General features: G+C 46.9%; 11 protein-coding genes. 4 read left to right on the top strand and 7 right to left on the bottom strand.

Annotated features, from left to right (window positions below):
• Window positions 1-9 precede the first annotated feature (9 nt).
• The 3 genes from AC2YIT_RS30710 to AC2YIT_RS30720 are packed head-to-tail and all read left to right on the top strand — an operon-like array spanning window position 10 to window position 3,043.
• A complete protein-coding gene (locus tag AC2YIT_RS30710) occupies window positions 10-606 on the top strand; it encodes an RNA polymerase sigma factor (protein ID WP_487281730.1) in 597 nt (198 codons plus the stop codon).
• Entirely contained in the window at window positions 581-1,822 is a 1,242-nt protein-coding gene (locus AC2YIT_RS30715) for a hypothetical protein (protein WP_487281731.1), read from the top strand. The genes AC2YIT_RS30710 and AC2YIT_RS30715 overlap by 26 nt, the downstream gene beginning before the upstream one ends.
• Before the next feature lie 6 nt (window positions 1,823-1,828).
• Window positions 1,829-3,043 carry an outer membrane protein assembly factor BamB family protein gene (locus AC2YIT_RS30720; RefSeq protein WP_430851660.1) on the top strand — a complete coding sequence of 405 codons (1,215 nt, stop codon included), beginning with the start codon at window positions 1,829-1,831 and terminating at the stop codon, window positions 3,041-3,043.
• Between the two features lie 234 nt (window positions 3,044-3,277).
• Here AC2YIT_RS30720 and AC2YIT_RS30725 read toward each other — a convergent pair whose 3' ends face one another.
• From AC2YIT_RS30725 to AC2YIT_RS30740, 4 genes are all read right to left on the bottom strand, one after another.
• Window positions 3,278-4,366, bottom strand: a complete 1,089-nt coding sequence (locus tag AC2YIT_RS30725) for a hypothetical protein (protein WP_487281732.1) — start codon at window positions 4,364-4,366, stop codon at window positions 3,278-3,280.
• A gap of 31 nt (window positions 4,367-4,397) precedes the next feature.
• A complete protein-coding gene (locus tag AC2YIT_RS30730; protein WP_430851664.1) occupies window positions 4,398-5,771 on the bottom strand; it encodes a T9SS type A sorting domain-containing protein in 1,374 nt (457 codons plus the stop codon).
• A 113-nt stretch (window positions 5,772-5,884) separates the two neighbouring features.
• On the bottom strand, window positions 5,885-6,367 hold the full coding sequence (locus AC2YIT_RS30735) for a hypothetical protein (RefSeq protein WP_430851666.1): 483 nt from the start codon (window positions 6,365-6,367) through the stop codon (window positions 5,885-5,887).
• 93 nt (window positions 6,368-6,460) lie between these two features.
• On the bottom strand, window positions 6,461-8,533 hold the full coding sequence (locus AC2YIT_RS30740) for a tetratricopeptide repeat-containing sensor histidine kinase (protein ID WP_487281733.1): 2,073 nt from the start codon (window positions 8,531-8,533) through the stop codon (window positions 6,461-6,463).
• Window positions 8,534-8,679: 146 nt separating this feature from the next.
• Between AC2YIT_RS30740 and AC2YIT_RS30745 the strand changes: the two genes are divergently transcribed.
• On the top strand, window positions 8,680-9,408 hold the full coding sequence (locus AC2YIT_RS30745; protein ID WP_487281734.1) for a LytR/AlgR family response regulator transcription factor: 729 nt from the start codon (window positions 8,680-8,682) through the stop codon (window positions 9,406-9,408).
• 613 nt (window positions 9,409-10,021) lie between these two features.
• On the opposite strand, the gene AC2YIT_RS30750 is transcribed toward AC2YIT_RS30745, so the two are convergent.
• The 3 genes from AC2YIT_RS30750 to AC2YIT_RS30760 form a co-directional block, all read right to left on the bottom strand.
• Window positions 10,022-10,834 carry an alpha/beta fold hydrolase gene (locus AC2YIT_RS30750; RefSeq protein WP_487281735.1) on the bottom strand — a complete coding sequence of 271 codons (813 nt, stop codon included), beginning with the start codon at window positions 10,832-10,834 and terminating at the stop codon, window positions 10,022-10,024.
• 71 nt (window positions 10,835-10,905) lie between these two features.
• Window positions 10,906-11,763 (bottom strand): helix-turn-helix domain-containing protein, encoded by an 858-nt coding sequence (locus AC2YIT_RS30755; RefSeq protein WP_487281736.1) that lies wholly within the window; start codon window positions 11,761-11,763, stop codon window positions 10,906-10,908.
• Window positions 11,764-12,030: 267 nt separating this feature from the next.
• On the bottom strand, window positions 12,031-13,044 hold the full coding sequence (locus AC2YIT_RS30760; RefSeq protein WP_430851676.1) for an MBL fold metallo-hydrolase: 1,014 nt from the start codon (window positions 13,042-13,044) through the stop codon (window positions 12,031-12,033).
• Window positions 13,045-13,065 lie beyond the last annotated feature (21 nt).

Raw genomic sequence — 13,065 nt, forward strand, 5'->3', positions numbered from 1 at the left:
GCAAACTGAATGCTTTTTAGAAAAAAGAAAAGATATCAATCTATCGAGGAGTTGGTCATAGGCTGTCAGAAATCGGAAGCCAGTGCACAAAGTATGCTTTATGAAATGTACAAAAAGCGAATGATGAGCATTTGTCAACGGTACGCCAGGACGTCAATGGAGGGTGATGAGATTTTTCAGGACGCGTTTGTGAAAGTTTTCAAGAATATAGGAGAATTAAGAAATATATCAGCGGTCGACGGTTGGATAAAAATGATCGTCGTCCGGACGGCCATTGACTACTATAAACGTACTACTAAGCAACAACTCATGCTGGCACCGATGGAAAGTATTGAGATTTCGTTGGAATCGGAGGACTACAAAAGAATCCTATCGGATATTGATATGCAAAAACTATTGGAGATAATCAGAGGTCTGCCCAACGGCTATCGCACCGTGATTAACTTGCATCATATCGATGGTTATACACACGAGGAAATCGGCGAAATGCTTTCGATTAGTCCAGGCACCTCCAAATCCCAAACGGTTCGTGGACGCAACCTCTTATTAAGAAAATTGGAAGAACAAGGAATTATCGAACATGACAGACTCGGAAGAAAATCTTGATGACATCCTTCGAAGGGGACTTCAGTCGCGGTTTGACAAAGAAGGAGCGGAAGTCAAACCTCAGCTCTACGATAGTATTTATGACCGTCTGCATCCTAATAAAAATACGGCTGTTTGGTATTTGCTGGGAGTGGTTTTGCTGATAGCCTGGGTTGTTGGAGGATCAATTTCCAGAAAGTATCGGGCAGTGCTCAGACCTTCCGCGCAGCAGCTCGATAAGCAAGCGAGTGTTTCTCCGATGAAGCAAACGGGGATAATTGAAAGCGCGGAACGCAACGCATTACCTGATAGTAGTTCACATGCAACGCTCCGGTCCGAAGCAAATCAAAAACATGTTGTATACCCGAAACATCCTCAGTCCGATGTCCACCAAGGTAATTCACGGGAACTTGGGCCTGATCTTATCGAAGCAGAGGCGATTGAACAGCCCCTGGTACCAGATAAGCCGGAAAGTCCTGCTCAATCCGATGAAATTATAAGAGAGCCTGCTATACCGGAAGTCGCATCGTTACATCCAGTTGCTATCAAACCTTATCCAGTTTTGCTAAAACTCCCTTCTGTGTCTGTGGTTGCAGATATGGGATTTCAAGGGAACACTCATGCGCAAGGCGATATTAAATGGATCTTTCTGGCGAATTCGTCTCAAACTTTTCTGACGCTTGACGCTCGCCCAAGCCAGGGTTTATATCAAAATTTTCGCTTTGCTCCTATTTGGTCGGGCAAATCCAAGGCGGTGAGAATCGCTGCCGGAATTGAGAAAAATGATATTCAGATACTTGCAGGATACACTTACCGCCGGAACTGGATTTATTATGAATTAGGTACGGAGGAATTTGATATCCGGCCTGATGGCAAGAATGGCTACCAGGTTCAACGCAAAGGTATGGCACAAACGTATGATGAAGCAATTCATACTGTGGGGATAGGGATAAATAAGGTTACCCACTTTAAAACAGGTTTTTTCAGAGATTATGAAGCAACTACCGGCATTCAGTACCAGACAACGCTTCATAAGGAATCACAACATTTTCTATCCGTAAATGCAGCACTGAGTAGACCAATTAAAATCGGCGACCGGATGGTTATTTCAATCGGGCCGTTTATCGAATACGGTCTCAATAGACAGCGCATTAGTGGGTTAGACTGGCAATATCGGCCTTATCAATTCGGTGTTTCATTAATAAACAAACTAAGTCATCTAAAAACCAACAAGTAAGCTAATATGCCTAGTATCTATAAAATTTCGACGTTTTTAATCACGATGTCGGTAGTCATTCTATACGGCTGCGATAAGAAAAAGAGTGACGTGTCTCCTAATGAAGACCCAATGGAGAGTATGGTCATAGCGACATTAAACAACAAGACTTTGGCCCTGGATGGGCGAACGGGAACTATTAAATGGGAAATCAACAAGGTCGGGAAGTTCGGAGTGGGGAACAGAAAGCTTTACATGGAAGCCGGCGATCGTTACAGGCTCAACAACCCAAATGATACTACGGCGCTCTACGCAATGCCAGATACAATGAAAAACCTGTTTATTCTGGATGGGTTCAACGGGAAAGCGATTTGGGCTAAAAATACACTGTTAAGGCCCAATTTCGTCCACGTTTGCTGTACACCCTCAGAGCAAAGCGAACTTATTGGCATTGCAGGAGATATTGCATTATTCCATTCAAAACGCACCGATGCGGTTGAGTATAACCATTCGAAAGCCATTTATGCCTATGATTTGACGGCGGAAAAGATCAAATGGGTGATCCTGATTGAAGATATGGTTTATCCGTCCCTGATCAATGGCAAAATACAGGTGGATGCTCCATTTAGCCATGAATGCTATTTTTTAGATGTACAAACAGGTAAGGAAATACAGAAGTACAGCTCGGATTCACCGCATATGATTTCCGGCGGGTATTTTTTTAGCATAAAAAATTCCGAAACTTTGATCGCAATAGATGAAATATCTAAGGAAGTCAAATGGGAGTTCCGCGGCGAGAATGGTGGACCAGCCTCCTACGGTTCTTTCGTGGCGGGGGATAATGGTGTGTATTACGGAACCGATAGGGGAATGATCTATGGTGTAGACAAAAAGACAGGCGCCCAAAAATGGGAATTCAGGACCGATCGACAGGACTTTATAGGCGAAGGGCGATTTTGGGGAGGCATGGTCATTTTCCCGGCGCGTGAAGGAAGAATATATGCCCTGGATGCCGAGACTGGTCAACTTAAATGGCGGGCGTGGGTTGGAGACGGGATATGGGAGTATCCGTCTCGTCTGACTATCAAAAACGGCCGAATCTTCACAAGTATTTCCGGGAAAAGACTTTTCTGTTTGGATGCTAAGACGGGTAAGAAGAAATGGGATTTCAATTTTACCACACCACAATATTACGGGATCGTTGATTTCTGGATCTTTGACAAATCGGAGTTGGATTTTTAAGTTTCAGATAGGTAGTCAAACCCTTCGGACACTACCACAAAATACACCATTCCATAAAACAATTAATTGTTTTCCTTTTTGCATGTGTATTATTTGTTAACTGCATGCTCGAAAGATCCGAAGCCTGATCGGGCGACACCATTTATTGGAGATTGGAGAACAGAGTTAGCAGACTCAGGCTTCGTTACTTTTCAGACGTTTGGGATGATGTTGATTATTAAACTGTGTCGAGGTTTATTCAACCCGTTCAACCGAAAAAAACGAATAACGCCCGCCATAGAGTTGCAATTGAGAATCCTCAGAGGTCCCGTTGATCGAATAGAAGAGCAGCAACTTAAGCTTTGTCCCCGCCGCAAAAAAAGTGCTGGCCTCCCCCGAGAGCATAGCTGGATAGGTATCTCCCGTATTATACTCGTAGCCCCACGACCGGAGCAGATAATCGTCCTGATTAGGGCTTTCATAGGGGGTGACCTTTGACACGGATACGTAGTAAGAAGACGGATAAGTAAATGTCGTGGACTGCGATGTGGGCCTGAAATACAGTTTGAAACTGGTCCGGTAAAGCCCGTCGGCCGGGACGACATATTCGTGCGTGGCATCGTTGAAATTCGTTCCGCCGTCATATCCGTAATTTCCATATTCGGGCCTTGTCGGATGCGCCACGAACGGAAGCAAATTGTGGTTGTTCTCAGTGAGTACGACATATGTTTCCGGGGCGGTGTCGAACAGGGACGTCATTGCTGTTTTGGCGGTAGGGAGCGGCTTCCAGCTTGCAACCCCGCTGGCGTCGCTGGTCAAAACCCTGTCGGAGGCCTGAGTACCATCCGCAATTTTTATTTTCCCATTGATTTCCGCCCCGCTGCCCACGGTACGGATGCCTGGTCCGCTCTGGCTGCTGAATATCCCCCCGGCGCCGCTTTGGGAATACCCTGAAATCCCAGCTCCGTCAAAAGCCTGCCCCACAATGGCATTGCCGCCAGCGTATCCATTGGTCAGTGCGAGCGCATTTCCATTGACACTCACATTTTTGTTATAAGGCAATGCCAGCCCGCCGACTTCGGTCCATGTATTGAGTTTGAAATACCACATACTTTTCGTGTCCGTATCATACACCATAAGGCCATCCGCGGGAGCACTTATAGCGGTTCTTTTGGCAGTCGTCATTCGGGGAATCAACAGGCCCTTGCTGTCGCTCTTCACATCCAGCATAGCACTGGGATCGGGATTGGAACCATCATTGCTGATACCCACGCTTTGCGCGGTCAGGTCCGATGCCGTAAGGCAGCTGACTGTTATCAATAAAAAAAGCAGGGAGGTTTTCATGAGCTCGGTTCATTAAAGTGAAAATTTTGATTCAATGTGCCACTACCAGCTTAATGATCTTTTGTAAACCGCGCCGATCGGTAACTTGTAAGAAATAAGCTCCGGACGGCAAGGTTTCAAGATGCAGGGTTGTAGCGGTCGTCAGGGTGGTATAGGTGAAATGGGCAACCCTGTTTCCAGCCGCATTCAGCACGCCAAGGCTGCTGATCCCCTCCTGATTGAAAAGCCTGGCAGTGGAAGTCGCAGGATTAGGATAAATAGTGAAGCGCGGCGAGCCGGAAATTTCGGCCGAGATGATTCGACTGAATGCAAAAGTGTCATCCGTATCAACCATTTTAAGGCGATAGTAATACTTCTGACCAGGCCCGGCCGTTAGATCGGTGTAGTCATATGCGGCACCGGATTGGTTGTTTGCGCTTGCCACACGGCCGATCAGCGCAAAGCCGTTGGCAGGACTCATACTACGTTCAACCAGAAACTCCCGCGTATGCGACTCGAATGTCGTCTCCCACCGGAGCGAGATCCCTTCGGAGCCTGTTTTAACAATTTGAAAGCTTGCCAGGGAAACCGGCAGCGGATTGGACGACTTTGCCAGGGTCCAGGTGGAAAAAGCTGATATCCCCCTCTTTTCGACGTAATTTTCTGCCGTATCTCTGGATGTATATCCCAGGTCTTCCCAGCTACCTCCGTTTCTCCATAACGTCAATACATTTTCGCTTAGCCCGTTGAGTTCGCTGTCGGAGTAGTAAAACCGCAGAGTGGCATCGAGGCCGGTGTTGTTGGACGGATAAATTTCATAGTATCGGCTTATCCCGGTATTTGCCGGGGAGACAGCCTGCGGCACATGCCGACGCCGGACGGTGGTTACGCCCAGATTGGCCGCAGACGAAATCACCGCCCCGAGATTGCCAGGATTAGCCGAGGCAGGTGCATTCAATGAGGTCGTTGTGTACACGTAGCCGTTACCCGAGCTCACAATACCACCGGCGTCGGACTCGCCAGTAATCAATCCGCTGGGCTTCACCTGCAGCAAGCTGTTATTCAGGTCCAGACTGCCTGACACAAAATTCAGAAGAGAGCCTATCAGAAGATTTTGATTCATGACCACTTTACTTCCGGCAGGTTTGGATAGGATAACCTTATCCAGCGTAGGTATGCTGGTTCCCTTGAATGTGTTATTGTCGTTTCCGGAAAAAATATACGTTCCTGCCCCAGGGACCTGATCGACAATTCCATTCACAACCATATCCATATTGTACAGATTGATACGCGCACCGGAAGCAGTCTTGACAATAGCCCCCGCCTCTACTTTAAATTGCCCCCGGCAGGGCAGGCAAAGGATTTGCAAGACGAGTATGGCCAGTATTTTGACGTGAATTGCCCTCTCAAAAGCCATTTTTTTCATGTCCGTTCCGAGATTTGATTAATATTCCGAAACTATCGTTATCGCCAACCGCGGGCAGGCATAATCGCTGAACGGATAGCAATAATCGACGAAGGGAACAATATTCGATGAGCTTAGAAACTGACAGTTGCACTCTGAATGCTAACAGTCCGGTCGGATGCGCCTGTCTGCTTTAGTTTCAAAGCGCCCAGCGTTATCTTTTTGGCGGAAACGTTAATAGTGTAGTCACCTTCCGGATCAAAAGTCAGACCGTCGATACCGATGTTGGCCTTCCCGGACGGAATATCCATTTCATATTCTGCGGCCTTGAATGATCCGCCTTTTTCGGCTTCCGCCTGATTGTGAAAGGTAATTTGAATCAACTTGTATGGGGCATCCTGTTCGCAAACAATCGAGTAATTTCCATTGATAAAAGTCTGCACCGAACTCGTTCCCCGGTACTCGACCCCATCAATCCTGAAAGTACCCGATCCGTCCGTTTGTTCACTCTCGGCCGCCTCAACCCCGCTTTTACCACAGGAAGCGATGGTACAAAGCAGCAGGCAAGTACCCGCGATGGCAATTAGCCCAAATATTCTGGTCACTGATCGTTTCATTGCTATTTCGTTTTTGGTTCTATCCGAAATTAAATGCAGATGAAACGGGTATGGGGAATTTATCGATGAATGGCACGTGAAAATCGTCCAACGTCAACCCGGAAAGCGGATGACAGCCCTGGTACGGTGTTCCCGGCTGGAAAAAGTAATGGTCGCGCCGAGTTTCCGGGCAAGGTCATCGACCAGTCGCAAGCCCAGGCCATGCAAGCCTGGCGCCATATCATCGGAAAGCAGCGCTTCAAAGTCGGCCTGGGTAAAAGGCGTCCCTGTATTTTCAATGTAGACGCTCTTTTGGTCCGCCCCGGCGTCTATACCAATGTCTACTGTCCCCTTTTTGCCCGCGGATTTGATCGCGTTCTGAAGCAGGTTTCTCAAAATGGTTTGTAAGAAATAGCCGTCGGTCCGAATCCGGAAATCGTCAGGCACATCATTGGTAATTTTCGTTTGGTTAGCTTCGCTATGCAGTTCGAGCAACCCAAGCGTGCCGGCAAGAAGCGGCCGTACTTCCACCTGTTCAATCCTGACATGGAATGTATTCATTTGCGTTTTCGACCACATTAGCAGCTCTTCCATTGTTTCCAGCAACGATATCGTCGCGGTTTGCACTTTGTTGCTAAGATCCTGCCTTTGGGATTCACTGAACAGCAGCGGATTGACTTGCTGCAATTTGAGAAACTGGTAAACCTGGCTGATGGGCGACCGCAAATCATGGCTAAGGATACTGAACATTTTGGCTTTGGTCCTGTTGGCTTCTTCCAGTTCCCGGTTCTTGGCATCGAGCTTGACCGTCGCCTTTTGTTTGTTGCGATAAATGACAAACAACAGCAAAGCGATGAACAGGCCCATGGCAGCGGCGGCGATCAACCACATCCGCTGTGCCCTTGCAAACGACAATTCTGATTGTTGCTCTTCGATCTGCGCTTGTTTCGCCCTGTTCTGATATTGTGCTTCGGCATCAGCGATGCTCTTTTTCGATGATTCTGTATAAAGTGAATCGCGGAGCGGCACATATTTTTCGAGTGTCAGGTAGGCGTCCTGCCAACGATGAAGCTTTGAATAGCACCGTGCCAGTGTTTCCAATACCGAGACGTAGGCCTGTGGGCCTATCCCATAGCCGAACTTACCGACCGATTCCAGATGGCTAAGCGCCCGGACATATTCCCCTCGTTCCATCAGAACCCGGCCCGTCATTAAATCCAGATGCGCTTTATCCAGCCCGGTCAGAAACTTCGAATCGATCCTGCCGGCCTTGTTGACGAAGGAGTATGCGAGCTCCGGGCGCTTTCTCTCCAGATAATGTCCCGCATAAGCGAGCATTGTCGTTGCAACATTCGCTTGCACCGACGCTTCCTTCGGATATTTCGCCGAAAGTGTCAGCAAACTGTCGAAATAGACTTTGGATGGGCCGTACGCGCCTTGCATCAGATATGCTTCGGCCATTCTTTTGTAGTAATAATTAATGTAGTCGATCGTCGTTTCAATGTACGGCCGTGCCTCTTTGAAATATTGTATGGCCTTCTCGCTCTTCTTCTGTTCCAGGTAAAGTTCTCCCAAATTCACCAGGTCGATCACCACCGCCTCACGATCGGTAATAGCACCCGACACGATCATCGCCTTTTTGGCTTCAATCCCTTTAAGCAGATACGACACCTGGGTTTCATATTGCCCCAGCATATTGTAATAGGCAGCCACGGAAGCGAACAAACCCACTTTATGCGACTCGCTTTTAGTCGAATCGATGAAATCTAAAGCCTCCCCGAGTACCGTCGCGCTCTTGGCAGTCGAGCCAAGGTGGTTCGCATACAGTATCAGTAACCTGGCCAGTACATTGGTTATCCTCTTCGGGTTTTTCGACGCGTATGCATGCTTTTTTGACCTGACATAGTAAAACTCCGAACTATCCAGTGATGAGGCATTTTCATGAACAACCCCCAGGAAAAAATTAAACCGTGCCAGATTATAGTTGTCCGCCGGGGGCGCAATGCTAAGTCCATAAGTGGCAAGCCGTTTCTCTTCATCGATGTTTTGTGAAAAGTAAAGCGAGTCGCAGAGCTCTGCCAGCCGTTGTAGCTTCTCCGTTGAGGTTTTGTAACGGGACAGGTCAGGTAACGACTGACCGTTAGCTAATTGGGTACACAGCAGAAGCGCCAGTATACATTTTTTCATAGTCGCTGACAAATAGCAGGGTTTAAACGCAAATGTCCCGGAACAACGGTATTAAATAGCAGATTGTCAAGTCGATCCTGCAAACATCCGACGATGTACTGCAATATTTTTGTATATATTGAGTGTAAAATTCACTTCCCTTTTTCATGACGTCTACTGGATCACGTATCCGCTTTATTGCGATCGACGATAATCCGCTCGATTTGTTATTTCTGGAAGAGATGGCCCGGGCGTATCCGCTTCTTCAAAACTGCGGCACATTCACCAATCCTATCGAAGCGTATGAGGCCCTGCAGTATATCAAGCCTGATCTTATATTCCTGGACATTGAGATGCCTGTATTCTCCGGTATCGAACTGCTCCGAAAATTTCGGACGATGATTCCGATGGCCGTGTTCATCACGGCTCATCCCGATTTTGCCATCGAAGGATTTGAGCTTTCTGCGCTGGATTACCTTCTTAAACCCATTATGGAGGAACGGTTTGCTTCGGCCGTCGCCCGTATTCAGGATTTTTGGAAAATGAAACAAAAATCGCTGGCATATGAAGTGCTGTTCGAACAGCAGACACTGACTATCAAAGAAGGCTACAATCAGGTCAGACTGCCTGTAAATGACATCGTTTATCTGGAAGCCATGCAGGATTATACCAAAATAGTGACCCCTGGCAAACATTTTATGACGCTTTCCCCATTATCCTGCTTTATGGAACAGCTTCCGCCTGATCAGTTCATTCGTGTCCACAGAAGTTACGTAGTTGCGCTCAGGCAAATTCGCGAGCTCAGGCATGCCGAGGTTGTATGTGGCTCGGCTACCATCCCGATCGGAAAAACTTATCGCCCAGGAATTGCCAGGTTGAAACTTAGCAACCTGTAAGATAGATGATATGACTCGCGTTTGCTTACAATTTACACTATTGCCGCTTCGCAAATGTTTGAAATGTAGATGCTGATCCCGTTCATCGATAATATTCTACTTCGAAGGAAACTAGGGTTGAATAATATAATAATTCAGCAATGGATGCGGACATTTTGAATCCCCACCGGTGCAGTTAGCCTTGAGCGTCGTCGTCTTTAGTTTATTTACATCATACACCGGCTGGTCCGACGTTGGTGCAATATTGAAATCGTAAACAGGCTGCCGCCTCCGCTGCCACTCACGCAAATTTTATCCTGTCTGATACTGTTGCCTGGTAACCTCTGGATCCTAAGCACGTTATTGCCTTGTCAGGCCGAGGAAATCCCGGATTACCCACCATAGTGGCACTTCCGGATCGACATCTATATCATAGTCCTTCTGGTTGATGGTTAGTGATAATGTGGCCATAAGTAAAATAGGATAACGGATTAATGATCCCAAACCAGGGTTCAGCACGGGACGAGTATGTGGGCTGCCAATTTCTCGACGGGCCGAGATCAGATTGGGGACTCTGTAGGTAGGTGCAAAAGCCAATTCAGTCCATCCCGGGGGGCTTTTTCGAAAGCGCTGTCTAGTAAATTTCCGTTATAATGTCCGCTAATTTTTCGGGCATCGAATAAAACGGGGAATGGCTACTGGGAAGTGTAAAAATCTTGTTGCAACGAACGTTATCCAATATACTATCGCGGTCAAGGTCTCTGGATAGTGTGCAATGAATATAATATTTCGGAATCACACCATACCTCTCGTCAGATACCGTGATTGGAGTGGCAAGCGGAGCGACGGGCTGCCAGAGGGTTTTATTGGTTAGATATGGACGATCCTCAGCGGGGCAGTCGTGGCAGAAGACTTCAACCATTCGATCCGGCTTGACGGTCGCACTTTCACCATCCTGAGAAAAAGTCAGGATATCTCTGGCAATATGTTTTTGTTTTAATTTTTCAGGGTCGGTGTAGGAAGCATTGATCTTTTCCACCTGCATGAAAATCGATTCGCCGTTTTTAAGCAGGAATGCATCCAGAAAAATGAGTTTTTCAACTTTTTCCGGCCCCAGTACCTCGCTCGCCTGAGATATGATTGCGCCTCCTAACGAGTGCCCTACCAGAACTACCGTCCCGTGGACGGCCGCAGCTGTCTCAGTTACCTTGGCAACGTAGTCATCGAGTTGGATTTTTTTGGGTGAGGTTGTATCCTGGCCATACCCGGGTAAATCGATTGTCAGGACCTTGTATCCCTTTGATTCCAGAAGAGGCGTGACCTTATACCAACAGTGGCCCGATGACCAGGCTCCATGAACAAGAATTAATGTCTTGTCCTTATTTTGGGCAAGTAATGTAATGGTCATAGCGATTTGCGCGAAAATAGATAGAAGTATCCGTTTCATAACATTTCAGTTTTACTATGAAATTAAGAAACGGGAGCAGTAGGCTAGTGGTAAAAAAAAGACATTTCCTGTTAGATCGACATTTCTGCCCGGGTAAGGTAGAGGCTGTCAGTCAGCCCGAGCTGTTTCTCAGGCGAAAGGCCTTCCAGCCGATGGAACTCGATGGGTGTAAGGCCGGTAAAATCCTGGTAGTCTTTTGACAGATGCTGGTAATCATAATATCCGCACTGAACCGCTATGCTCAGCCAATCCAGAAGTGCGTACCTGTTCCGAAGGTTAAAGGCCCTGTTGAATCTGACGATACGGGCATAGGTTTTGGGGTTCACACCAGTGCTTTCCAGGAATTTTCGTTTAAATTGCCTTGTGGACAAACAGGCCTCTGAGGCCCATTGTGTCAGGTTTCCGCCGCCAGCAGTCTCAATGAGCCGCTGGCTGACCACAGTGAGTGCTGGCCGTTCAAAGCGAATCCGCTTGAACAACTCAATGGCAAATGCTTCGATAATAATCACCAATTCTGAATAGTTTGTCGCCTCCTGTAACCGCTGGAATGTTTCCTTAATGCCAGATGTAAAAATCAGGGTAGCATCCAGGTGCTGATCTGTCAGTTGGTCTGCCGGAATTCCGGTTAGCTGGAACACGGCCGTTGGCTGGAACACTATTTGCACATCGATGAAATGACACCCATTGTATTGATTGGTTACGAAACTTCTTTGCCCGGCAAGCATCATCGCGGGTTGCCGCTGAATCGGCCCGTTCTGTTTCTGGACCGCAAAAAAATCATGCAGAAAAAAATGCAGGATTTGCTCGGGCTTGGGTGGATACGTTTTAACCGGGATCAAGTCATCTTGGGCAAATTCAAAATGGACGAGCCGATAACACCGGATGAACTCCCGAAGACCGGGGTGAGGTCGGATATCACGCAGTATCATACTGAAGTATTTGACAGTGATATATAAAGTTACTGTTTTCTGAAACCGGCCACAATAAACTGGACATTTTTAACCCCTGTTTACGCGGTACCATTACATCTCCATGTACATACATTTTATAACATGAAGTTTTGAGGGGGCCGACTACCTATGGTAAGATATATTTGTTCGTAAAACAACGATGGGTAACATATACAAGCGTCTGAAAACATGATGTTTGGTTTGAATTTTCAGACGCTTTCTTGCTAGTGTGATATCAATGTTTTGCTAATTTTTGCTCTTGATTTGGCCCCTAGGACTGTAAGGGTTTTTCTGATCGATACGGTTGCTTTTTACCATTCGATATACTTGTGTAATGAACTTCTCCCGACTGATGCCATGAAGTTTCGGATCTAAAAGGACTTGCGTTTTCTTGATAATTTCGGCCAGGGGCCTGTTCTGATTATGGAGGACTTCAACCTTCTCTTTAATAGATGTTAGCAGGTTTTTGTAGGCTAATAATTCCTTTTTTGAGCAGAGAGGACCATGACCGGGAATAAATTGTGTACGGTCATCTGCCCTGGCTAACAAGGTGTCGAGCGCTTCAATCAGGGCGAAGATATTGCTGCCTGTCTCTGCATCAATAACTGGCAGGCCATACCAAACGAAAATATCACCCGTATGATAAATGTCGGACTCTTTAAAGTGAACTACGACGTCCCCGTCAGTATGCGCATTCTTAAAATAGAGTAGTTCGATCGTTTCGTTCCCTTCATGAAACGAGAGTTTGTCTGTAAAGGTGACCGTTGGTAAAGCGTGAGTAGGATAGGGTAGCTGGACCTCGTTTTTATGACTACGGATTACTTGGCGCTCCATCATCCTGATCCTGGTGTTTATGTGGGCAACAATCGGAATATTTTCTGGGCCAAAGGCTAAATTACCGTTCGTGTGATCATAATGGTAATGCGTATTAATGATGGCTTTGATAGGACTTGTTGTAATTGACCCTAAAAGCTTTTTAACGTGTTCAGAAAGGGTCGCCCACTGGGTATCGATAAGATAGACGCCGCTGGAACCTAAGAAGACGCCAATATTGCCCGCGACTGGTGATTGTGAAATAATGTAGACCTGGTCATTTACCTTAATTAGCTTTTGAGGAAAGTTGCCTGCTGACAGGGATAGTGAGTCAATATACCGGGTGTTTTCCAGCGGGCTTTCCGCTGGGTTGTCTTGCGCTCTAACCACGCCGGAAATAAGAGAAAGGCCAAGCAGGAGCGCGGCCACGAAATTTCTACGTTCCATAACAACAGGATAATTTGTCAG

It is taken from the genome of Dyadobacter sp. SRI_021 (assembly GCF_057586235.1).

Coding starts and splice junctions, on each gene's coding strand:
- AC2YIT_RS30710 (WP_487281730.1), top strand. CDS start 10: ATGCTTTTTAGAAAAAAGAAAAGATATCAATCTATCGAGGAGTTGGTC.
- AC2YIT_RS30715 (WP_487281731.1), top strand. CDS start 581: ATGACAGACTCGGAAGAAAATCTTGATGACATCCTTCGAAGGGGACTT.
- AC2YIT_RS30720 (WP_430851660.1), top strand. CDS start 1,829: ATGCCTAGTATCTATAAAATTTCGACGTTTTTAATCACGATGTCGGTA.
- AC2YIT_RS30725 (WP_487281732.1), bottom strand. CDS start 4,366: ATGAAAACCTCCCTGCTTTTTTTATTGATAACAGTCAGCTGCCTTACG.
- AC2YIT_RS30730 (WP_430851664.1), bottom strand. CDS start 5,771: ATGAAAAAAATGGCTTTTGAGAGGGCAATTCACGTCAAAATACTGGCC.
- AC2YIT_RS30735 (WP_430851666.1), bottom strand. CDS start 6,367: ATGAAACGATCAGTGACCAGAATATTTGGGCTAATTGCCATCGCGGGT.
- AC2YIT_RS30740 (WP_487281733.1), bottom strand. CDS start 8,533: ATGAAAAAATGTATACTGGCGCTTCTGCTGTGTACCCAATTAGCTAAC.
- AC2YIT_RS30745 (WP_487281734.1), top strand. CDS start 8,680: ATGACGTCTACTGGATCACGTATCCGCTTTATTGCGATCGACGATAAT.
- AC2YIT_RS30750 (WP_487281735.1), bottom strand. CDS start 10,834: ATGAAACGGATACTTCTATCTATTTTCGCGCAAATCGCTATGACCATT.
- AC2YIT_RS30755 (WP_487281736.1), bottom strand. CDS start 11,763: ATGATACTGCGTGATATCCGACCTCACCCCGGTCTTCGGGAGTTCATC.
- AC2YIT_RS30760 (WP_430851676.1), bottom strand. CDS start 13,044: ATGGAACGTAGAAATTTCGTGGCCGCGCTCCTGCTTGGCCTTTCTCTT.